Origin of the sequence: Thermus thermophilus HB8, assembly GCF_000091545.1 — a bacterium.
Taxonomy (GTDB): domain Bacteria; phylum Deinococcota; class Deinococci; order Deinococcales; family Thermaceae; genus Thermus; species Thermus thermophilus.
Map to the genome: position 1 here is coordinate 527,008 of NC_006461.1, position 22,116 is coordinate 549,123.

At 72.5% G+C, this 22,116-nt stretch carries 14 protein-coding genes and 1 pseudogene; 8 read left to right on the forward strand and 7 right to left on the reverse strand.

Annotated features, from left to right (window positions below; translation table 11 throughout):
• Positions 1-18: 18 nt before the first annotated feature.
• Complete coding sequence (hflX, locus tag TTH_RS02950) at positions 19-1,671, forward strand: GTPase HflX (protein WP_060384639.1); 1,653 nt, start codon at positions 19-21, stop codon at positions 1,669-1,671.
• Here hflX and TTH_RS02955 read toward each other — a convergent pair.
• On the reverse strand, positions 1,659-1,925 hold the full coding sequence (locus TTH_RS02955) for an acylphosphatase (RefSeq protein WP_008631905.1): 267 nt from the start codon (positions 1,923-1,925) through the stop codon (positions 1,659-1,661). The two genes, hflX and TTH_RS02955, sit on opposite strands and share 13 nt — an antisense overlap.
• Before the next feature lie 59 nt (positions 1,926-1,984).
• Between TTH_RS02955 and TTH_RS02960 the strand changes: the two genes are divergently transcribed.
• From TTH_RS02960 to TTH_RS02970, 3 genes are read left to right on the forward strand one after another with little or no spacing between them, the layout of a single operon-like run.
• Positions 1,985-10,003, forward strand: coding sequence for a translocation/assembly module TamB domain-containing protein (locus tag TTH_RS02960; RefSeq protein WP_011228030.1), 8,019 nt, complete (start codon positions 1,985-1,987; stop codon positions 10,001-10,003).
• Between the two features lie 12 nt (positions 10,004-10,015).
• Positions 10,016-11,047, forward strand: a complete 1,032-nt coding sequence (gene tdh / locus TTH_RS02965; RefSeq protein WP_011228031.1) for an L-threonine 3-dehydrogenase — start codon at positions 10,016-10,018, stop codon at positions 11,045-11,047.
• A 39-nt stretch (positions 11,048-11,086) separates the two neighbouring features.
• Entirely contained in the window at positions 11,087-12,145 is a 1,059-nt protein-coding gene (locus TTH_RS02970; protein WP_011228032.1) for a PQQ-dependent sugar dehydrogenase, read from the forward strand.
• Here the strand turns inward: TTH_RS02970 and TTH_RS02975 are convergent.
• Entirely contained in the window at positions 12,131-12,541 is a 411-nt protein-coding gene (locus TTH_RS02975) for an Hsp20/alpha crystallin family protein (RefSeq protein WP_011172656.1), read from the reverse strand. The two genes, TTH_RS02970 and TTH_RS02975, sit on opposite strands and share 15 nt — an antisense overlap.
• A gap of 18 nt (positions 12,542-12,559) precedes the next feature.
• Between TTH_RS02975 and miaA the strand changes: the two genes are divergently transcribed.
• From miaA to TTH_RS02995, 4 genes are read left to right on the forward strand one after another with little or no spacing between them, the layout of a single operon-like run.
• A complete protein-coding gene (gene miaA / locus TTH_RS02980; RefSeq protein ID WP_011228033.1) occupies positions 12,560-13,468 on the forward strand; it encodes a tRNA (adenosine(37)-N6)-dimethylallyltransferase MiaA in 909 nt (302 codons plus the stop codon).
• Positions 13,469-13,475: 7 nt separating this feature from the next.
• Positions 13,476-14,891, forward strand: a complete 1,416-nt coding sequence (gene gatA / locus TTH_RS02985; protein WP_011228034.1) for an Asp-tRNA(Asn)/Glu-tRNA(Gln) amidotransferase subunit GatA — start codon at positions 13,476-13,478, stop codon at positions 14,889-14,891.
• Positions 14,891-15,634, forward strand: a complete 744-nt coding sequence (locus TTH_RS02990; protein ID WP_011172659.1) for a 3'-5' exonuclease — start codon at positions 14,891-14,893, stop codon at positions 15,632-15,634. The genes gatA and TTH_RS02990 overlap by 1 nt, the downstream gene beginning before the upstream one ends.
• Before the next feature lies 1 nt (position 15,635).
• Positions 15,636-16,688 (forward strand): hypothetical protein, encoded by a 1,053-nt coding sequence (locus tag TTH_RS02995; protein ID WP_011228035.1) that lies wholly within the window; start codon positions 15,636-15,638, stop codon positions 16,686-16,688.
• On the opposite strand, the gene csaB is transcribed toward TTH_RS02995, so the two are convergent.
• The 5 genes and pseudogenes from csaB to TTH_RS11765 all read right to left on the reverse strand — a co-directional run bounded on the left by csaB (position 16,666) and on the right by TTH_RS11765 (position 22,076).
• On the reverse strand, positions 16,666-17,655 hold the full coding sequence (gene csaB, locus TTH_RS03000; RefSeq protein WP_011228036.1) for a polysaccharide pyruvyl transferase CsaB: 990 nt from the start codon (positions 17,653-17,655) through the stop codon (positions 16,666-16,668). The two genes, TTH_RS02995 and csaB, sit on opposite strands and share 23 nt — an antisense overlap.
• Positions 17,640-19,340 (reverse strand): DUF5693 family protein, encoded by a 1,701-nt coding sequence (locus TTH_RS03005; protein WP_011228037.1) that lies wholly within the window; start codon positions 19,338-19,340, stop codon positions 17,640-17,642. The genes csaB and TTH_RS03005 overlap by 16 nt, the downstream gene beginning before the upstream one ends.
• Entirely contained in the window at positions 19,337-19,972 is a 636-nt protein-coding gene (udk, locus tag TTH_RS03010; RefSeq protein ID WP_011172663.1) for a uridine kinase, read from the reverse strand. The genes TTH_RS03005 and udk overlap by 4 nt, the downstream gene beginning before the upstream one ends.
• A 53-nt stretch (positions 19,973-20,025) precedes the next feature.
• On the reverse strand, positions 20,026-21,156 hold the full coding sequence (locus TTH_RS03015) for an ABC transporter ATP-binding protein (protein ID WP_011228038.1): 1,131 nt from the start codon (positions 21,154-21,156) through the stop codon (positions 20,026-20,028).
• 64 nt (positions 21,157-21,220) lie between these two features.
• Positions 21,221-22,076 (reverse strand): annotated as a pseudogene (locus TTH_RS11765) (hypothetical protein).
• Positions 22,077-22,116: the final 40 nt, after the last annotated feature.

The following is a 22,116-nucleotide window of genomic DNA, read 5'->3' on the forward strand; positions in this document are numbered from 1 at the left end:
TGCTATAATGGGGGCGGATTGGATAAGGTTTTCGGGCGCACGCAAGGGCTCAAGAAGAGCGAACTGAAGCGGATTTCCAACCTGTACCGGAGGCGCCTCCCCAAGGACCGGGTCCTCACCCCGGAGCTCGCCCACACCCTGGCGGCCCTCTCCGCCGAGGTGGGGAGGCCCTTGAGCCTCGTCCTGGACCGGGAGGGGCGGGTGGTGCGGGTGGCCGTGGGGGACGCCAAGGACGTTCCCTTCCCCGAGGAGGGGTGGAGCGAGAGGCGGCTTTCCGGCTACCGCCTCCTCCACACCCACCTGGGCCCCGGGGGGCTTTCCCGGCCCGACCTCTCCGTCCTCTTCCTCAGGCGGCTGGACAACCTGGCCGCCTTGGAGGTGGAGGCGGACGGGCGCCCGGGCCTTTTGCACCTCGCCTTCCTCTCGCCGCCCAGGGCCCTGGAGGAGGACTGGCGGGTCCTGCCGCCCAAGCCCTTCCACCAGTACCTGGACCTGGACCTCTGGGGCGAGGTCATGGCCCTGGAGGAGGAGCTTTCCCGCCAGGCCCGGGTCCTCGAGGTCCGGGACGGGAGCGGGGAGCGGGCCCTCCTGGTGGGGGTGGACACGGGGGAGGGCCCGGAGGCGGAGGCGGTCTTGCGGGAGCTCGCCGAGCTGACCCGGACCGCGGGGGGCGTGCCGGTGAGGCAGATCCTGGTCTTCCGCAAGAGCCTGGACCCGCGGTACCTGGTGGGCCTCGGCAAGCTGGAGGAGCTCAAGAGCCTGGCCTACCACGAGAACGCCTCCACCCTCATCTTCGGCGTGGACCTCACCCCGGCCCAGGCCCGGGAGATTGAAAGGGTCACGGGCCTCAAGGTCCTGGACCGGACCCAGCTCATCCTGGACATCTTCGCCCTCCACGCCAAGACCCCCGAGGCCCAGGCCCAGGTGGAGCTGGCCCAGCTCCGTTACCTCCTCCCCCGGCTCGTGGGGAAGGGGAAGGAGATGAGCCGCCTCGGGGGCGGGATCGGGACCCGGGGCCCCGGGGAGACGAAGCTGGAGGTGGACCGGCGCCGCCTCCAGGACCGGATCGCCCACCTCTCCCGCAAGCTCCAGGACTACGCCCTCCGCCGCCAGGAGGCGAGGCAGAAGCGGAAGCGGCGGGGCGTGCCCTTGGTGGCGGTGGTGGGCTACACCAACGCCGGCAAGACCACCCTCCTCCGCGCCCTGACCCGCGCCGGGGAGGAGGGGGAGGACAAGCTCTTCGCCACCTTGCGCCCCCTCACCCGCAGGGGCTTCCTCCCCGGGGTGGGGGAGGTCCTCTTCACCGACACCGTGGGCTTCATCCGCCACATGCCGGAAGAGCTCCTCACCGCCTTCCGGGCGACCCTGGAGGAGGTGAGGGAGGCGGACGTCCTGGTCCACGTCCTGGACGCCTCGGAGGAGGGGGCGCTGGAGCGGCACCGGGTGGTGCGGGACCTGCTTTTGGACCTCGGGGTGGAGGCCCCCGTGGTCCTCGCCCTCAACAAGGCGGACCGGGCGGCCCCCTACGACCTCTACTTCCTGGGGGAGCGCCTGGGGGGCGTTCCCGTGTCCGCCCTCAAGGGGACGGGGCTTAAGGAGCTCAAGGAGGCCCTCGCCCGGGCCCTGCTGGACCTTGGGGTCCGTCCCCAGGCCTGGGCTCAGTACACGTGAAAGCCCTTTAGCCCCGCCTCCTCCCCCCACTGGACCTCCACCGCCTCCACCCGGGCGAGGCGGGGGCCTTGCTTGAGGTGGTGGAGGAAGAGCTCCAGGGCCTCCTTGGGGCCTTCGGCCACCACCTCCACCCGGCCGTCCGGGAGGTTCTCGGCGTAGCCGGAAAGGCCGAGCTCCAGGGCCTTCTTCTGGGCGAAGGCCCGGTACCCCACCCCTTGCACCCTTCCCTTCACCAAGGCCACGAGGCGCGGCATGGGGGCATTCTACCGGGGTTGCCACCCGGTTTTCATCCCCGCCCCCTATCCTGAAGGGGATGCGGTGGGGGTGGGGTCTTTTCCTCGGGCTTTTGGGTCTCGCCCTCCTCCTCGGCTTTCCGCCCCTGCTTAAGGGGGCGGTGGAGGGCGGGCTTGCCCTCCTGGGCTTCCGGGGGGAGGTGCGGGAGGTGCGGGGGCACCTCCTTTGGGGCCTGCGCCTGAAGGGGGTGCGCCTGGAGGGCCAAGGCCTCGCCCTGGAGGCGGAGGAGGTGGACCTCGCCTACGACCTCCTGGGCCTTTTCCGGCGGGAGCTCCCCCTCTCCTTGGGTCTCAGGAAGGCCGTGGTGCGCCCCACCTGGGAGGCCCTGGTGCCCGAGGGGGGAGGCCCGCCCCCCGCCTTCCGGTTCCTCTTCCAAAGCCTCCGCCTCGAGGACGTGGCCGTGGAGCTTCCCCGAGGGGAGCGCCTCTTCCTCCCTCCCCTCCGCCTCACCCTCCTCGGGGAGAACCCCTACCGCTTCCTGGCCCGGCTCCCCGGGGGGAGCTTCCAGGGGGAGGCCCGCGCCCTTTCCCCGGACCTCGCCGCCTGGGAGGTGGGCTTTTCCGGGGAGGTGCGGGGGCTTTCCTTCTTCTACGAGGGGCTTAAGGGGGGGAGGCTTTCCGGCGCCTTGCGGCTTGGGCCCCAAGGGGTCTTTGGGGAGGCCGAGGTGCGGGAGGGGGCGGTGGAGGTGGTGGGCTTCCCCCTTGAAGGGGTGGAGGGGACCCTCCGCCTGGAGGGGGGCCGGGTGGAGGCCCGCCTCCGAGGGCGGGGCCTCGAGGGGCCCGTGGCGGCCACCGCGGAGGTGGACCTTAAGGCCCCCCGCTACCGCTTCCTTGTGGAGGGAAGGCCGAGCCTGAGGGCCCTCGCCCTCCACTACGGCCTCGCCCTGCCCGTGGAGGGGGACGGCCGCCTCGTCCTGGAGGGGGAGGGGTGGGAGGCCCTGCGCCTCCAGGGGGCCTTCCAAGGGGAGGGAAGGCTTTTGGGGGAGCCCTTCCGCCACCAGGGCACCCTCTCCTTCCGCGAGGTCTTCGCCCTGGAGGCGCGGGTGGAGGGCCGGCTTTTTGACCGCACCTACACCCTGGAGGCGGGGCTTGAGGGCGGCCGCTACTGGGGCCGCTACCGGGACAGCCTGGGGAGCGCCCTCGCCCTCTTCGGGGAGGGGGGGCGGTACGAGGGGGAGGGGCGGGCGGCCTGGCCCAAGCCCCTCGAGGGCCTCGCCGCGGTGCGCTTCCAGGGGGAGGGGAGCCGCTACCGGGTGGTCGTGGAGGGCCCAGGGGCCCGCCTTCCCCTCTTCCCCCCCTTGGACCTCTCCGGGGAGGTGGTGGGGGAGGGGGAGAGGGTTTCCGGCCGGGTGGGGCCCCTGACCCTCGCCGGGACCTGGGGCGACCTCGCCCTCCGCCTCCGGCCCACGCCCCTCCTCGTGGGGCAGGTGGAGGGGGAGGGGAGGCTTGAGGGGGGGCGGCTTCTCGCCGACCTCCGCTACGCCTCCCCCTACGCCGCCTTTCCGGTCCGGGTGCGGCAGGGGGAGGGGGCCTTTTTCCTGGAAAGCCCCTACGGGGAGGGGAGCTACCGGGGAGGCGTCTTCGCCCTGAGGCTTGAGGGGCTTCCCCTCCGCCTTCTGGAAGAGGCCCGCCTTTACGGGGAGGCGGTCTACCGGGAGGGGGCGCTTTCCGGGGCCTTGCGCCTGGAGGGGCGCGCCCTCGAGGCCCGGGCCCGGCTTAGGGGCCTCGCGGCGGACCTGGAGGGGCGGCTTTCCACCCCCCTGGGAACCCTCCCCCTTTCCGGGGCCTACGACCCCGAGGCGGGCCTGCGCCTCCTCGCCGGGGGGCTACGCCTCACCTACCGGGAGGCCCTGAGGCTTGCGGGGGAGGCGGCGCTCGGGGGGTTCCGGCTCCGGGCGGACCTGGCCTACGGGGAGGGGTTCTCGGGGTGGGCCTCCCTGGAGGGCCCCCTGGGGCTTCGGGGGAGGCTCTGGGGAGAGGGGGGACGGCTTCTCCTCGCCCTCTCCGGCCCCGTGGAGGGGGAGGGGGAGGTCTTTCCGGGGCTCGCCCTCTCCGGCCGCATCCTCCCCCCTTGGCCCGAGGGGCTCGCCATCCCGCCCCTCGCCTTCCGGCTCACCCGGGAGGCCCTGGAGCTTCCCGGGGTGGGGCGGGTGGAGCTTTCGGGGCGCTACCCCTTCCTTTTGGACCTCCCCTTCCGCTACCGGGGGGTGGAGGGGCGGCTTCGGGCCCAGGGGGACCTGGAAGGAGGGTCGGTGGCCCTCTCCACCCCCTTCGGCGCCCTGCGGGGCGCGGGGGCCTGGCGGGCGCTCGCCTTGGAGGGGTCGGGGGACCTCCCGGCCCTCGGCCCCTGGACCCTTAAGGGAGAGGCGGACCTCTTCGCCCTCGCCTACCGGGGCGAGGCCGCCCTCCCCCGGGCGGGCCTCGTCCTGGAGCTCTCTGGAAAGGGGGCAGCCTTGCGCTTTACGGGAGAGGCGCCGGGCCTCGCCCTCGCCGGGGGGTACGGGGAGGGCCTCGCCCTCAGCCTCTCCGCCCGGGGGTACGACCTCGCCCCCTTCGGGCTTCCCGCAAGGCTTTGGGGGGACTGGGGCCTCGAGGGGGGGAGGCTTCGGGTGGAGACCCCTTACGGCCAGGCGGTCCTGGAGGGGACGGCCCTCCTACGGGCCCGCCTCTTCCTGAAAGGCCCCTACCTGGAGGGGGAAGGGGAGGTCTTTCCGGAGGGGCTTTCCTTGCGCTTTTCCGGCCGCTACCGGGCGAGCGGGGTGGCCGTGGAGGGGAAAGGGGAGGGGGGAGGCCCTTGGGGGGCCCTCCGCTTCCGGCTTGCGGGGGAGGCCCGGGTGCCCTACCTGGAGCCTTTGCCCTTCCGCGGCGAGGTGGAGGTGGCGGACGGGGTCCGCTACCGGCTCCAGGGTCCCCTTGCCCTCGAGGGGGAGGGGGCGGGGTACAGGGGGAGCTTCCGGCTTCCCTTCGCCTTCCTGGGGAAGGCGGGGGAGGTGCGGGGAAGCTTCCAAGGGGAGGGGCTCCGCCTGGAGGGCGCGGGGGAGGGGGTCTACGGGGAGCTTCCCTTCGCCTTCCGGGGAGGTTTTGGGGAAGGGCCTTTCCTCGAGGTCCGCTACGCCGGGGGGGAGGTGGCCCTGGAGAAGGGGACGGTGCGCCTCGCCCTCGCCGAGGTGGCCCCCCTGGCCCAGGCCTTCGGCCTCCCCCTCGCCGGGGAGGCGCGGGGGAGGCTCGCCCTCTCGGGGGAGGGCGAGGGGGAGGCCAGGCTTCGCCTCCTTGGGGAGCCCCTCGAGGCCCGCTACCGGGGCACGACCCTCACCCTCCTCCTTCCGGGGCGGGAGGCGGGGCTTTCCTGGGACTGGCGGGGAGGGGACTTTAAGGGCCTCCTCGGGCTTTCCGGGGAGGGGAGGCTCCGCTTGGGGGAGGAGGTTTCGGGGCGGCTGGGCTACCGGGGCCTGGAGCTTTCCTTCGCGGGGCCCTGGAGGGAGGTGGCCCTGGAGGCCCGCTTCGCCCCGGAGGGCCTGGGGACCACCTGGGCCGAGGCCCGCCTGGACCTGGCCGCCCTCCGGGGCGAGGGCCGGGTGGCGCACGCCTCGGCCTACGCCGAGGGGGAGGGGCGCTTCCGCGTTGCGGGAAGCCGCTACGAGCTTTGGGGGCGCCTCCGAAGCCTCGCCTACCTCCGGCAGGAGGGGCCTTTCCGCCTGGTGGGAGAGGGGCTTAAGGCGGTGCTTTCCTGGGAGGCGCCCCTGGCCCTCAGGGCGGCCTACGGGGAGGGGCTTGCCCTCGCCCTCCGGGGCGAGGGGGAGGTCCTGGGCCTAAAGGTGCGGGCGGACCTGGCCTACGGCCCCGAGGGGTACCGGGGAGGGTTTTCCGCCGTTGGCCCGGGCCTCCGCCTGGAGGGGGAGGGGGCCGGGCCGTTGCGCTTGCGGCTTGTAGGGGAGGGGCTTGAGGCCGAGGCCCGGCTTTCGGGCCTCGCCCTGGAGGGGGAGGCCGCCTTCACCCGGGCCTTGGGGAAGGCCCGCCTCACGGCCTCGGCCCGCTTCCAGGGGGACCTGCCCCGGCTGGACCTCGTGGGGGGCGGGGTCCTTCGGGGCGAGGGGGCGGGGATCCCCTTCCGCTTCACCTACCGCTACCGGGGCGGGGCCCCGGACCTCGCTGGCCTCGTCCTCCGGGCGGAGGCGGAGGGGGTGGGGCTTGCCCTGGAGGGGGGACGGCTCGCCCTGGAGGTGGACCGGGACCTCACCCCCTTCGGGCTTCCCCTGCGCCTGAAGGCCCGGGGAAAGGGGCCTCTGGAGGCCCCCATCGCCCTCACCCTGGAGGGGAGGGAGGGGAGGCTTTCGGGGCAGGCCTGGCTTTGGCCCCTCCGGGCCGAGCTTCAGGGGGAGGCCTACGGGGAGCGGCTGGAGGCGCTTTGGGCGGAGGGGCTTTCCCTCCGCTTCGCCGGCCCCCACCTTTTCGGGGAGGCCCGGTACGGGGACGGGCTTTCGGGGCGGCTTGCCCTCCGCTACCCCCTTCCCGGGGGGGGGCTTAGGGGCGAGGTGGACCTGGGGGAGGGGCGCTTCCTCCTCCAAGGGGAGGGGGCCTGGGAAGCGGCGTGGACGGGGAGGTTCTGCCTCCCCGCCCCCTTGGGGGCCTGTTCCGGCCTCGCCCTGGAGGCCTCGGGAAGGCTCGCCTACGGGGGGCTGGCCTTCGCGGGAGGCTACCGGTACGCCGCGCCCGAGGGGTACCTGGGGGAGGTCGCGGGGGAGGGGCGGCTTTCCACCCCCTACGGGGAGGTGCGGCTTTCGGGGCGGGGGCTGGGCCTGGACCTGGAGGGGGAGGGCCTGCCCCTGGTGGGGCGGCTTGACCTCCATCCCTTCCGCCTCGCCTACCGGTACGCCGGGGCGCTTCCTTTGGGCCTTGGCGAGCTTAACGCGGAGGGCGTCTACCCCGGGGCTTGGCTTTCCGGGACGTACCGCTACGGGGAGGCGGTCTTGGCTTTGGAGGGGCTTCCCGGGTTCCGGGTGGGCCTTTCCGGGGGAGGGGTGAGGGGGGAGGTGGGGCCGGAAGGGGTGGCCCTGGTCCTGGAGGGGTTCCGCTACGGGCCCCTTGCCCTCTTCGGGCGGGTAGAGGGGGCCTGGGGGGAGGTTTCGGGGTCGGGGCGGGTTGCCGTCTTCGGCCGCGAGGCCCGGGTTTCGGGAAGGTTCGGCGCCGAGGGGCTCCGCCTCACCTTCTTTGGGGACCTCGAGGGGGAGGTGGCCTGGGAGGGGGCTTGGACGGGGAGGCTCGCCTTCCGGGAGGGGTGGGTGGCCCTCTCGGGGCAGGGGGTCCCGGAGCTTGAGGGGGAGGTCTTGGGGGAGGCGGTGCGCCTCCTCTGGCCCAGGCTTCAGGTGGGGGGGGTTTGGCTGGACCTTGGGGCGCGGGAGGCCGGGGGCCGGGCACGGCTCCTTTCCCGGCTGGTCCCGGAGGGGGTGGAGGCCTGGGGGGAGGGGGGGAGCCTCCGCCTCGCCTACCGCCTTCCGGGCCTCGGCCTCCCCCTGGAGGGGGAGGTGGACCTGAAGGCCCTTGCCCTCGCCCTCACGAGCCCGGAGGGGGAGGGGGCCTTGCGCTACGCCGGGGGGAAGGTGGAGGGGAGGCTCGTCCTCGGCGTCCACGGCCTCGCCCTGGCCCTCGAGGGGAAGGGGGACCGGGTGGCCGTCTCGGGGAGCCACCCCGCCTACCCCTGGTGGGCGGCGGGGGCGGGGAGGCTGGAGGGGGAGGTGGACCTCTCGGGGACCTACCGGCTCGCTTACGCCGCCGGGCCCCAGCGCCTCACCCTCACGGGACGCCTCCTGGAGGCGGTCCTCGAGGCGGAAGGGCCCTACGCCTCGGGGCGGCTCACCTACCCGGCGGGCGGGGACCTCCGGGTGGACCTTCCCCTCCCGCCCCTGGAGGGCCGCTTCCGGGGCCGGGTGGGCGGGGAGGGCTATGGGGTGGAGGGGGTCTTGGAGGCCGGGGGCGGCCGGGTCCTCGTGGAGGGGAGGCTCCTTCCCTTGCGCGGGGAGCTCGTTCTGGAGGAGGCCGCTTTGGAGGACTTCGTGGCCCGGTACGTCCCCTACCTCAAAGGGAGGGTTTCGGGGAGGCTCCACCTGGAGGGCCTGAAGGCCCAGGGCGCCCTCTTGGGGCGGGTGGAGGTGGCGGGGACCGCCCTCCCCTTCAGCTTCTCCGGCGACCTGGGAGCGGGGCTCGCCCGGGGGGAGGGTCGCCTCGGGGAGACGGCCTTCCGGGTGGACCTGGAGGGGGGAAGGCTGGACCTCTTTGCCGCCCCCCGCGCCTTTCCCCTCCACCTCCTCCTCGCCGCGGTGGCGGGGCCCTTGGAAGGGGAGGCCTACTGGACGGGGGTTTTGCGCCTGCGGCTTCCCCTCGGGGATCCCTTGCGGGGAGAGGGGGTGCTGGTGGGGGAAAGCCTCCGCTTCGTGGGGGGCGGGGACGAGCTCAAGGGCCGGGCGGCCTTCCGCCTCGAGGGGGGCCGCCTCCGGGTGGACGCCCTCCGCCTCACGGGCAAGGGCACCTGGGAGGGGAGGGGCTACTGGAGCCCCGAGGGAAGCGACCTCTACCTCGCCCTCAGGGACACGGTCTTCACCCCCGTCCTCCAGGTGGTGCCCGCCCTCAAGCCCTACAGGCCCGAGGGCTCGGGGACCCTGGTCCTCCGGCTCACCGGGCAGGGGTTCCGCCTGGAGCTTCAGGGCTTCCGCTTCCGCCTGGGGCCCGTGGCGGGCCACCTCTCCCATGGCCTCCTCGCCTTAAACGGCGGGGCGGAGGCCCAGGGGGAGGTGGTGCTGGAGGCCCCTTTTTCGGGGAGGGCGCGGCTTGGCCTCGAGGGGGACCTCCGGGCCTTCCGCGTGACCGCCAAGGGAACGGCCTCCCTCCCGGGCCTCAAAGAGGCCACCCCCCTGGAGGCGGTCCTGCGCTACCCCGGCTACGGGGTGGAGGTGCGCCTCGGGGAGGCCCTGGCCCAGGGGACCCTCTTCCCCTTGCGCCTCGCCGGCTACGGCAAGCTTCCCCTCTACTACCCCCAGTACTACCTCCAGGAGGGCCTCCTGGACGTAAAGAGCTTCTTCCTCTACGAGGAGGGCGGCACCTACCACCTCACCGGGGAGGCCCAGGTGGTGCGGGCCCGGCTCGCCTTCCCCGAGGAGGCGGTGCGCCGCCTGGGGCAAGAGGGGGTGGCGGCCCAGGAAGGGGGCGGGGCCAAGGTCCCCCTCGTCTTTGACCGGGTCCACCTCTACGCGGAGCGGGGGGTCCTGGTGCAGGAGAGCCTGGCCCAGGGGGAGCTGGCCGGGGACCTCTACCTTGGGGGCACCTACGGGGACCCCTACCTCTCCGGGGAGGTCTGGCCCCTCTGGGGGAGCTTCCGCCTTTGGGACGCCCTCTTCTCCCTGGACCCGGGGCAGAGCCGCCTCTACTTCAGCCCCGACCGGGGGATCCTGCCCCGGTTCGCCCTCGAGGCCCGGGCGGAGGTCCGGGGATACCAGGTGGGCCTTGCGGTGGAGGGGGAGTTCCTCCGGGAGAACGGGCGCGTCAAGGTGCGGCTGGAGCCCACCTTCTCCTCCACCCCCCCGCTTTCCCAGGCGGAGGTCTACGCCCTCCTCGCCCTCGGTACCCCGGACGCGAGCCGCCTGGGAGAGGTCTTCCCCCAGGTGGCCCTGGGGGCGGCGCTGGAGAACCTGGTCCTGGGCCAGCTGGAGCGGGAGCTCTCCCGGGCCTTGGGGCTGGACCGGTTCCAGGTAGAGGTGCCCGCCATCCAGGGGGGGAGCCTGGAGGAGACCCGCTTCTCCGTGGGCAAGTACCTGACCCCGGAGCTCTTTCTGGGGTACCAGGTGGACCTGCGGGGGGAGCAGACCTTCGCCGCCGAGTACCGGGCGGACGGGATCACCTTCACCCTCTCCTCCTCCTTCGGGCAGGGGGTCCTTTCCCGCCTGGCCTTCGGCCTGGGCTACGACCTCACCGACGCCCTTTCCCTGACCCTCACCCTGGAGACGGGGGACGACACCCGCTTCAGCGTGGGCGCGGCCTACCGGTGGTAGCATGGCGCCGGTATGCGCGCTTTGGCCAAGCTGGCCCCGGAGGAGGGCCTGACCCTGGTGGACCGCCCCGTGCCCGAGCCGGGCCCCGGGGAGATCCTGGTGCGGGTGGAGGCGGCGAGCATCTGCGGCACCGACCTCCACATCTGGAAGTGGGACGCCTGGGCCCGGGGCAGGATCCGCCCTCCCCTCGTCACCGGGCACGAGTTCAGCGGGGTGGTGGAGGCCGTGGGCCCCGGGGTGAGGCGACCCCAGGTGGGGGACCACGTGAGCCTGGAAAGCCACATCGTCTGCCACGCCTGCCCCGCCTGCCGCACGGGGAACTACCACGTTTGCCTCAACACCCAGATCCTCGGCGTGGACCGGGACGGCGGCTTCGCCGAGTACGTGGTGGTGCCGGCGGAGAACGCCTGGGTGAACCCCAAGGACCTTCCCTTTGAGGTGGCGGCCATCCTGGAGCCCTTCGGCAACGCCGTGCACACCGTCTACGCGGGAAGCGGGGTTTCGGGGAAGAGCGTCCTCATCACGGGGGCGGGGCCCATCGGCCTCATGGCGGCCATGGTGGTCCGGGCGAGCGGGGCGGGGCCCATCCTGGTCTCCGACCCGAACCCCTACCGCCTGGCCTTCGCCAGGCCCTACGCCGACCGGCTGGTGAACCCCTTGGAGGAGGACCTCCTGGAGGTGGTGCGCCGGGTGACGGGAAGCGGGGTGGAGGTGCTTTTGGAGTTTTCTGGGAACGAGGCCGCCATCCACCAGGGCCTCATGGCCCTCATCCCCGGGGGGGAGGCGAGGATCTTGGGGATCCCTTCCGACCCCATCCGCTTTGACCTCGCCGGGGAGCTCGTCATGCGGGGGATCACCGCCTTCGGCATCGCCGGGCGCAGGCTCTGGCAGACCTGGATGCAGGGCACCGCCTTGGTCTACTCGGGTAGGGTGGACCTAAGCCCCCTCCTCACCCACCGCCTCCCCTTGAGCCGCTACCGGGAGGCCTTCGGCCTTCTGGCCTCGGGCCAGGCGGTGAAGGTGATCCTGGACCCGAAGGCCTAAAGGGGGTTTCCGGTACCCTGTCGGGGAAGGGGGTGGCTGGTGGACCGGAGGCGCTTTCTCGTGGGGCTCCTCGGCCTGGGACTCGCCCGGGGGCAGGGGCTACGGGTGGAGGAGGTGGTGGGGGGCCTCGAGGTCCCCTGGGCCTTGGCTTTCCTGCCGGACGGGGGGATGCTCATCGCGGAGAGGCCCGGGAGGATCCGGCTCTTTAGGGAGGGCAGGCTTTCCACCTACGCCGAGCTTTCCGTCTACCACCGGGGGGAGTCTGGGCTTTTGGGCCTCGCCCTCCACCCAAGGTTTCCCCAAGAGCCCTACGTCTACGCCTACCGCACCGTGGCGGAAGGGGGCCTGAGGAACCAGGTGGTGCGCCTGAGGCACCTGGGGGAAAGGGGGGTCTTGGACCGGGTGGTCCTGGACGGGATCCCCGCCCGGCCCCACGGCCTCCACTCGGGGGGGCGCATCGCCTTCGGCCCCGACGGGATGCTCTACGTGACCACGGGGGAGGTCTACGAGCGGGAGCTCGCCCAGGACCTCGCCTCCTTGGGGGGGAAGATCCTCCGCCTCACCCCGGAAGGGGAGCCCGCCCCGGGAAACCCCTTCCTGGGGCGAAGGGGGGCGAGGCCCGAGGTGTATAGCCTGGGCCACCGCAACCCCCAGGGCCTCGCCTGGCACCCAAAGACCGGGGAGCTTTTCTCCAGCGAGCACGGGCCGAGCGGGGAGCAGGGCTATGGCCACGACGAGGTGAACCTGATCGTCCCCGGGGGGAACTACGGCTGGCCGAGGGTGGTGGGGCGGGGGAACGACCCCCGGTACCGGGACCCCCTCTACTTCTGGCCCCAGGGCTTCCCCCCGGGGAACCTCGCCTTCTTCCGGGGGGACCTCTACGTGGCGGGCCTCCGGGGGCAGGCCCTCTTGAGGCTCGTCCTGGAGGGGGAGAGGGGCCGCTGGCGGGTTTTGCGGGTGGAGACCGCCCTTTCCGGCTTCGGCCGCCTTAGGGAGGTGCAGGTGGGCCCCGATGGGGCCCTTTACGTCACCACCTCCAACCGGGACGGGAGGGGCCAGGTGCGCCCCGGGGACGACCGGGTGCTACGCCTCCTTTAGGGGAAGGGCCGTGGCCGGCCTCTTGCGGAAGCGGACCTCCAAGACCCCGTTCCGCAGGGTGGCCTGGGCCGTCCCCTCCTCAATGGGCCCGGGGAGGTCCAGGGTGCGGCGGAAGGTGCCCATGGGCCTCTCCTCCAAGAGGTAGGTGCCGGGCAGGGGGTGGCGCACCCCGGCCAGGGTCACCCGCTGCCCCTCCTCCAGAAGCTCCAGGTCCTCGGGGCGCACCCCGGGAAGGTCCACGAGGAGGACGTAGTGCTCCTCGGTTTCCAGAAGGTCCACCCTGGGGGTCCAGGCGGCGGGCTCCTCCCCGGTGAGGAGGTAGGCGAGCTCGGCGATGCGCTCCTGCAGTTCCTTCAGCTTTCTCAGGGTTTCCAGGCGGTCGTGGCGCTCCAGCATGCCCTTAGCATAAGGGACGTGGAGGCGATCCCCGTCCTCGCGGGCCCCACGGGAAGCGGCAAGACCTTTTTGGCCCTCCGCCTGGGGGAGGAGGTCCCCGTGGAGGTGGTCTCCGCCGACGCCACCATGGTCTACCGGGGCCTGGACATCGGGACGGACAAGCCCACGCCCGAGGAGCGGGCGCGGGTGCCCCACCACCTGGTGGACGTCCTCGAGCCCCACGAGGCCATGAGCGTGGCCCGCTTCCTCGCCCTGGCCGAGGAGGCCATCGCCCATGTCCTTTCCCGGGGAAAGCTCCCCTTGGTGGTGGGGGGGACGGGCTACTACATCCGCGCCCTCTCCGAGGGGCTTCACGACCTTCCCCCGCCGGACCCCGGGGTCCAGGAGGCCCTATGGGCGGAGCTTGAGGCGCGGGGCCTTGAGGCCCTCCTCGCTGAGCTCGCCCGGGCGAGCCCCGAGGACGCCCGCCGCGTGGGAAAAAACCCGAGGAGGCTCGTCCGGGCCCTGGAGGTCCTGAGGCGCACGGGCACTCCCCCGGCCCGGTTTCCCAAGAGGCCCCCCCGCTTCCGCTACAAGAAGCTCGTCCTCTGGCCCGACCGGGCCTGGCTTTTCCCGAGGCTGGAGGAAAGGGCCAAGGCCCAGTTCGCCCGGGGGCTCGTGGAGGAGGTGCGGGGGCTCCTTGAGCGCTACCCCAGGATGCCCACCGCCCTCCAGGCCATCGGCTACAAGGAGGTGGCGGGCCACCTCCTGGGGGCCTACGGCCTGGAGGAGGCGCTAGAGCGGGACATCCGGGCGGTGAAGGCCTACGCCAAAAGGCAGTACACCTGGTTCCGCCACGAGCCCGGGGACGTGGTCTACCTGCCCCGGGGGGGCGAGGAGGCCTACGTGGGCTTCCGGGACTGGCTTTGCCTCCACTTCGGGCTATAGTGGGGGCATGTTGGCCCACGAGATCCGCGCCCGCGTGGCCCGGGGGGAGGTTTCCCCCCTGGAGGTGGCCCAGGCCTACCTGAAACGGGTCCAGGAGCTGGACCCGGGCCTCGGCGCCTTCCTCTCCCTGAACGAGAGGCTTTTGGAGGAGGCGGAGGCGGTGGACCCCGGGCTTCCCCTGGCGGGCCTCGTGGTGGCGGTGAAGGACAACATCGCCACCCGTGGCCTCCGCACCACGGCGGGAAGCCGCCTTCTGGAGAACTTCGTGCCCCCCTACGAGGCCACCGCGGTGGCGAGGCTTAAGGCCCTGGGCGCCCTGGTCCTGGGCAAGACCAACCTGGACGAGTTCGGCATGGGCTCCTCCACGGAGCACTCCGCCTTCTTTCCCACCAAGAACCCCTTTGACCCGGATAGGGTCCCCGGGGGCTCCAGCGGGGGAAGCGCCGCCGCCTTGGCCGCCGACCTCGCCCCCCTCGCCCTGGGCTCGGACACGGGGGGAAGCGTCCGGCAGCCCGCCGCCTTCTGCGGCGTCTACGGCCTCAAGCCCACCTACGGCCGGGTGAGCCGCTTCGGCCTCATCGCCTACGCCTCGAGCCTGGACCAGATCGGCCCCATGGCCCGCTCCGTGCGGGACCTGGCCCTCCTCATGGACGCCGCGGCCGGGCCCGACCCCCTGGACGCCACGAGCCTGGACCTCCCCCCCCGCTTCCAGGAGGCCCTGGAGGGGCCCCTTCCCCCCCTGCGCCTCGGGGTGGTGCGGGAGGCCCTCGCGGGGAATAGCCCCGGGGTGGAGAGGGCCCTGGAGGAGGCCCTTAAGGTCTTCCGGGAGCTTGGCCTTTCCGTGCGCGAGGTCTCCTGGCCTTCCCTCCCCCAGGCCCTCGCCGCCTACTACATCCTGGCCCCGGCGGAGGCGAGCTCCAACCTGGCCCGCTACGACGGCACCCTCTACGGGCGGCGGGCGGCGGGGGAGGAGGTGGAGGGGATGATGGAGGCCACCCGGGCCCTCTTCGGCCTCGAGGTGAAAAGGCGCGTCCTCGTGGGCACCTTCGTCCTCTCTAGCGGCTACTACGAGGCCTACTATGGCCGCGCCCAGGCCTTCCGCCGCCGCCTCAAGGCCGAGGCCCAGGCCCTCTTCCGGGAGGTGGACCTCCTCCTCCTCCCCACCACCCCCCACCCCGCCTTCCCCTTCGGGGCCCGGCGCGATCCCCTCGCCATGTACCGGGAGGACCTCTACACCGTGGGGGCGAACCTCACGGGCCTGCCCGCCCTCTCCTTCCCCGCGGGGTTTGAGGGGCACCTGCCCGTGGGCCTCCAGCTCCTCGCCCCCTGGGGGGAGGACGAGAGGCTTCTTCGGGCGGCCCTCGCCTTTGAGGAGGCCACGGCCCGGGCCCACCTCAAGGCCCCCTTGGGGGAGGCCCTCTGATGGAGGCCGCCTTCCGCTACCGCATGGCCACCCGGCTCGCCCGCAGGCTCAGGGAGGCCGGGCGCCCCCTTCCCCTCCCTGCCCTGGGGGAGGCCTTGGGGCTTCGCGGCCCCGTGGAGCGGGTGGTGCGGCCCCTTCTGGACGGGAGGTTCCTCCTGGAGGAGGGGGTGGGGCTTTGGGAGTGGCGCTACCCCTTTCCCCTGGAGGGGGAGGCGGTGGTGGTCCTGGACCTGGAGACCACGGGGCTTGCCCCGGGCCTGGACGAGGTGATTGAGGTGGGCCTCCTCCGCCTGGAGGGGGGGAGGCGCCTCCCCTTCCAGAGCCTCGTCCGCCCCTCCCGCCCGCCGAGCCCCTTCGTGGAGCGCCTCACCGGCATCCCCCGGGAGGCCCTGGAGGAGGCCCCCTCCCTGGAGGAGGTTCTGGAGAAGGCCTACCCCCTCCTCGCCGACGCCACCTTGGTGATCCACAACGCCGCCTTTGACCTGGGCTTCCTCCGCCCGGCCTTGGAGGGCCTGGGCTACCGCCTGGAAAACCCCGTGGTGGACTCCCTGCGCTTGGCCAGACGGGGCTTACCAGGCCTTAGGCGCTACGGCCTGGACGCCCTCTCCGAGGTCCTGGAGCTTCCCCGAAGGACCTGCCACCGGGCCCTCGAGGACGTGGAGCGCACCCTCGCCGTGGTGCACGAGGTATACTATATGCTTACGTCCGGCCGTCCCCGCACGCTTTGGGAACTCGGGAGGTAGCATGACCGCGCGGTATGTGCTCACCAGCGCCTGTATCCAGACCGGTACCATGGCCTTGACCGTATCCCTCCGCCAGCGCCTCCTCGGGCGGGAGCAGGTGCGCTTCGTGGACGAGGACGGGGAGGCCTACACGGTGGAGGTGGACTGGAAGGCCGGGGTCCTCAGGGGCCTCGGCCCCTACTACCAGAAGCGCCGCCTCTCGGCCAACGAGACCGTCCTCCTCCTCTTCCGGGGGGAGGAGGTGGAGCTTAAAGCGGCCCCCAGGCCGGGCCAGAGGCCCCCGGCCCGGGAGCGGGAGGCTAGGCCGGAGGAGGTCTCCCCCCCTCCCGAGTCCCAGAAGCGCCGGGTCCGGGTCACCCCCTACCCCAAGGAGGTGCTCTTCCCCCACGAGCCCTTAGAGCCCCCGGGGGCCACGGAGGACCTCCGGCGGCTCGGCTTCCAGCTTGAGGAGGGGCCGCCTTGGGTCTACCGGGCCTTCTCCGGGAGGCGCCGGCTCACCCTCGTCCTCCTCCGCCTGGGCGAGGGGGAGGTGGAGCGCCTCAAGCCCTACCGCCTCCAGGGGGCCTACACCGCCCTCCTCGCCCCGGAGTCCCAGCGGGACCGGGTCCCGGAGGGCGTGGGCTTCGTCTCCCCCGAGGCCCTGACCCGCCTCGCCCGCCTCAAGGGGCGGTTCCCCCTCACCCCCTGGGACCTGGAGGACCTCCTCAAGGAGGGCCGGGTGGACCTCGAGGCGGTGGAGGCCCTGGAGGACCGGCTGGCGGCGGAGCTTTCCGAGCGGGGGGCCTTCGCCGCCCTCCTCCTCCTCCTCGCCCGCAAGCCCCTCGGGGAGGTCTTCCTCCTCGCGGACCTCGAGGCGGAGGCCCTGGAGGAAGGCCTCGTCCCCGAGGTGGTCCGCCAGGGGGTGGAGGTCCTCGCCCAGCCGCCCTTCCTCCTCCTCAAGCGCCTCTCCCCCGGGGAGTTCCTGCTCCGCCAAAGCGTGGAGGAGGCCCTGGAGGACCTCAGGGCCTTCGCCGAGGGGCTTGCGGGCCGCCTCAGCCGCGCCCGGAGCCTTTGATGGGGACGCCCTCCCCCAGCGCCAGGTCAAAGCTCTGCCGCGCCCGCTCCTTCAGCCGGGCCACCTTCTCCCAGTCGGGGAAGCGGCCGTAAAGGGCGGCCTTGTAGAGCTTGATGGGCTCCCCGGGGAGCTCCTGGTAGTAGGCCCCCGTCTCCTTGGCGAAGGCGGCCACCTTGGGGTCGTAGGAGAGGGCGGCGAAGGGGGTGCCCGCGGCCGCGGCCAGGATCAGGCCGTGGAGGCGCATGGAGATCACGTACCCCGCCTGGGCCGCGAGGTAGAGGAGGCGGCGGGGGTCGGAGGTGCGCTCTATGCGGTGGAGGCGGAAGACCTCGGCCACCTCGTCGTCGTAGCCGGGCTGGAGGAGGAGGACGAGGACCTGCTTCCCCTCGTGGACCAGGTGGTTGGCGGCCACGTAGAGGGTCGTGAGGGCCTCCTCCCGCACCCCCGCCCGGGGGATGACGAGGACGAGGTCCTCCTCCCGCGGCACGGGGGGCGGCGGGAGGAGGAGGGCGGGGTCGGCCCCGAGGGCGGCGGGGATCCCCAGGCGCCGGGCGTACTCCAGGGAGTCCTGGTCCCTGAGGATCACCGGCACGCCCTGGAGGGCCTTTCGCACCCGCCTCTCCCCCCAGGGGGAGAGGGGGCCCAGGGACTGGTTGAAGACCACGACCCGCTTGCGGAAGAGGCGGGCGAGGCGGAGCACGGAGAGGTAGTAGGTGAGGCTTAAGGCGCTGGTGGCGTCCTGCAGAAGCCCCCCTCCTCCGAGGAGCCAGAGGTCCGCCCGGAGGAGGGCCAGGGGGTTCAGGCGGTGGTAGGCCCTGAGGCCGTGGTCCTCGCGGGTCCTTTTGGGGTCGCCGGAGAGGGCCACCACCTCGTGGCCGCGGGCCTTGAGCTCCCGGGCGATGGCCTCGAGGATCGCCTCGTCCCCGGCGTTCCTGAACCCGTAGTACCCCGCTACGCCGACCACCATGCCCTAAGCCTCCTTACCAGGATAACCCCGACAAGCCCGAGGGAAAGGCCGAGGAGGGCGCCGTTCAGCACCCGGAAGAAGGAGATGGGGAGGGGGGTGTGGTAGTGGCTGAAGGTGTTGAGGATGGAGGCGATGCCCAAGGAGGCGAGGAAGAGGAGGCCGTTTTGCACCCAGCGGGGCCAGGGGAGGAGGAGGGCCAGGGGGAAGAGGGCGTGGCCGAAGACCTCCTTGAACCGGGGGCGGACCATGACGTCCTGGAGGAGGGCCCTAAGCTTGAGCTCCAGCTCGGGGACGATGGGGGCGTCGTTGCCGCGGCGCAGGAGGGCGAGGAGGAGGAGCCCCAGGGCAAGCCCCCCCAGGGCCACCTCCCCCAGGCGGACGGGGTGGAGGAAGAGGCGGGTGAGGGCCTCCTTGAAGTCTTTTTCCAGGAAGCTGTAGGCCACGAGGAGGGGGGGCACGAGGAGGGTGAGGGAGACCCCCTTGAAGGGGGCGAGGCCGGAGAGGGCCTCCTCCGTGGAGCCCAAGGCGGAGAGGAAGACCGCGCCCAAAAGGGCGTAGCCCAGGCTCCTCGCCCACATCCAAAGCCCGTTCCTCGGGCCCAGGAAGCCGAGGACGGGGAAGACCAGGGCGGCAAGCAAAGGCCCCGCCTGGCTCCCCGCGTAGCCCAAGGCGAAGAGGAGGAGGAGGAAGGCCACCAGGGGCCCGTACACGGGAAGCCCCAAGGCCAAAAGCCCAAGCCCCGCCAGCACCCCCACCCAGGCGGCGTACCTCAGGGGGCTTGGGGCGAGCGCCCGCGGGCTCGGCGCCCCCAAGGGGAGGCCGCTCGCCTTGAGCTCCTCCTGGAGCCTCTTTAGGAGGCGGGCGGTGTCCTCGGGGTAGGGGTAGGGCCGGAGGTAGAGGATCTGGTGGCTCCGCTCCCGGGCGGCGAGGCCGTACTTCTCCGCCGCTTCCTCGGGCTTCAGGGTGAGGAGCCACTCGTAGCGGAGGCTGAAGAGCCTAAGGATCCCCTGGTCCCGGAAGGCCCCTAGCCCCGCCTGGGGCGTGCCCTCAATGAGGGCCACGGGGACGGGGACGAGGGCCTTGGCCTCCCCGAGGCGGTAGGGGTAGCCCAGGGCCTCGAGGCCCAGGAAGACCACGGCGTCCGCCTCCTTCGGGACCAGGGGCAGGCCCGCCTCGAGGCGGCGGAGCCTGTGGTTCAGGGGCCGGACCATCACGTAGAGGCCCATGGCCTTGGCCTGGCGGAGTTCTTCCAGGTTGTAGAAGGCGGGGAGGGCCTGAACGTCCACGGGAAAGCCCAGCCACTCCCCAAGCCTTTCTGAGGGCAGGTCGTAGGCCCGCTCTAGGAGGGCGAGGAGGGCCGGGTCCCCCTTCAGGTAGTGCCAGCCGGGCCTTGCGGAAAGCCCCATCTCCACGAGCTCCCGCCCTTGGCGGTAGAGGAGGACCCCTTCCCCTACCCAGTCCCGCACCAGGCGCTCGGGGAAGGCGACGCCGTTCACCCCGAGGGCCTGGTAGCGGGCGAGGGCCGCCATGAGGTCCTCGCCCCGCGCCTGCGCCTCCTCCCGCACCGCCTCCGCGTCCAGGACCAGGGCCACGGGCCCCGGGGCCTGGGCGCGGAGCCTCGGCGCGAGGGCGAGGAGGGAGGGGAGGAGGGCGAGGACGAGGAGGAGGTGGAGGAGGGCCCTCACGCTGCCCCCATCCGGGCCAGGCGGGCGAGGGCCTTGGCCGCGAGCATCTCCAGGGCCACGGGGTTCTGGCCGCCCCTGGGCACGATCACGTCGGCGTACCGCTTGGTGGGCTCCACGAAGTGGAGGTGCATGGGCTTGACCTGCTCCAGGTACTGGGCCACCACCCCTTCCAGGCTCCTGCCCCTTTCCAGGACGTCCCGCTTGAGCCTGCGGATGAAGCGCTCGTCGGCGTCGGCGTCCACGAAGACCTTGAGGTCCATGAGGTCCCGGAGCTCCTTGGGGTAGAGGACCAGGATGCCTTCCAGGATCACCACGGGGGCGGGCCGGACCGGCGTTCTTCTGGGGCTTCGGGTGTAGGCCCGGAAGTCGTAGACGGGCATCTCCACGGGAAGGCCCCGGAGGAGGGCCTGGGCGTGCTCCAGGTAGAGGGCGAGGTCAAAGGCGTCCGGGTGGTCGTAGTTCACCCGGAGGCGCTCCTCCAGGGGGAGGTGGCCCAGGTCCTTGTAGTAGTGGTCCATGGGGAGGAGGGCGACCCGCTCCCCCAGGGTCCGGGCCAGGGCCTGGGCGAGGGTGGTCTTGCCGCTCGCCGTTCCCCCGGCGATCCCGATGACGAAGGGCTTGGGCGCGCTCACCCCTCCATGATAAAGGGGCGGGGGGAAGCCCCCGCCCCCATTCCCCTCGGGCCCTAGCGGGCCACGGCCGCCCGCTCCTGGGCGTGGCCGATGGTCTTGTCGGTTTCCACGTCAAAGGCGTGGAGCCTTTGGGTGTCGGCGAGGAGCTCCACCTTGTCCCCGGGCTTCACGGGGGCGTGGCCGTCCACCTTGGCCACGAGGAGGGTGCCGTTTATCGCCACGTGGATCTCCGTCTCCGCCCCCAGGGGCTCCACCACCTCCACCTCGCCCCGGAGGACGTTCTCCTCCTCGGGGATCGTCGTGTACCCCTTGAGGCCTAAGTGCTCGGGCCGGACGCCAAGCCACACCTCCTTCCCGGCGTAGGGCTTCAGGGCGCTTCCCAGCACGGCGTTCGCCCGGATGCGAAAGCCGGGGGCCACGAGGTAGACCTTCTCCCCCTGGACCTCCACCCCGGCGCGGACGAAGTTCATGGAGGGGCTGCCGATGAAGCCGGCCACGAAGCGGTTGGCGGGGAAGTCGTAGAGGTTCAAGGGCGTGTCCACCTGCTGGATCTCCCCGTCCTTCATGACCACGATGCGGTGCCCCAGGGTCATGGCCTCCACCTGGTCGTGGGTCACGTAGATGGTGGTGACCCCGAGGCGCCTTTGCAGCTTGGCGATCTCGGCCCGCATCTCCACGCGGAGCTTGGCGTCCAGGTTGGAGAGGGGCTCGTCCATGAGGAAGACCTTGGGTTCCCGCACGATGGCCCGCCCCATGGCCACCCGCTGGCGCTGCCCGCCCGAGAGCTCCCGGGGCTTGCGGTTGAGGAGGTGCTCGATCTTGAGGATGCGGGCGGCCTCCTTGACCCGCCGGTCAATCTCGTCCTTGGGGTAGCGCCGGAGGCGGAGCCCGAAGGCCATGTTCTCGTAGACGTTCATGTGGGGGTAGAGGGCGTAGTTCTGGAAGACCATGGCGATGTCCCGGTCCTTGGGGGGGACGTCGTTCACCAGGCGGTCGCCGATGTAGATCTTGCCCTCGGAGATCTCCTCCAGCCCGGCGATCATGCGGAGGGTGGTGGTCTTGCCGCAGCCCGAGGGCCCCACGAAGACCACGAACTCCCCGTCCTCCGTCTCCAGGTTGAAGTCCTTGACCGCCACCACCTTGCCGAAGCGCTTCCACACGTGTTCCAGCCTGACCTTGGCCATGCGGTACCTCCACGCGAACCCCGCGCTTTGAGCGCCTTTGGCCCATCGGGGGTTCCCCGGCATTTTACCCGAGGTGGGGGCCTTCCCGCCACGGGGGGCGGGTCCGGTTCCAGAAGAGGAGGCCCAGGTAGGCGAGGCCGAGCTCGGGCCTGACCTCCGTGGTCACGGAGAGGGCGAAGGCGTGGAAGAGGAGGCTTTCCAGGGCGTGGCGGGGGCTTTGCCGTAGGAGGTCCTTGAGGGCGGGGCCCTGCCTCAGGGCGAGGAGGGCGAGGTAGGGGAGGTAGGGCCAGGGCCCGGTGGAAAGGCCCAGGGCGGAGGCCCCGAGGCTCAGGAAGGCCAGGGCCCGGGCCGGGGGCAGGGGGTCTAGGCCCAGGGGCCTGAGCTCGCCCCATAGGGGGTCCTCTTCCCCAGGCCAGGGGGTTTTGAGGAGGAGGAGCCTTTTCCCCTCGTGCCCGCCCAGGTAGCCCCTGGGGTCCGGGGCCACCCCCAGGGGAAGGAGGAGGGCGGGGTTTTCCCTTAGGGCCTGGAAGAGGAGGGGGTCTAGGGGAAGGCCGTCCACCAGAAACCAGGTATGGGGCTTTCCCGAGAGGAGGAAGCCCAGAGCCTTTTCCACCCGGTGGCCCCGGCCGGTGGCCCCGGTGGGCCAGGATCCCGGGCCAGGCCTCGGGGGGCTCCCGGAGGAGGGTTTGCCCCCACGGGGGGCTGGCCCGAAAGGGAGCGGTGCGGAGGCGGAAGCGGGCCTCCAGGGCCTCGCCTTCCTCCAGGGCGAAGCGGGCGAGGAGGTTGCCTTGGGCCTCGTAGACCTCGAGGGGCTTGTGGGAGAGGAAGACCTCCCCCACCTCCTGCCCCGGGAGGGTTTGGGGCAGGGGGAGGAGGTACTCCCCGCCGGCGAGGGGGCGGAAGCGGAGGGCGTAGCGCACACGCCTAGGCTACCCCGTCCGGGTCCCCTTTCCGCTACAC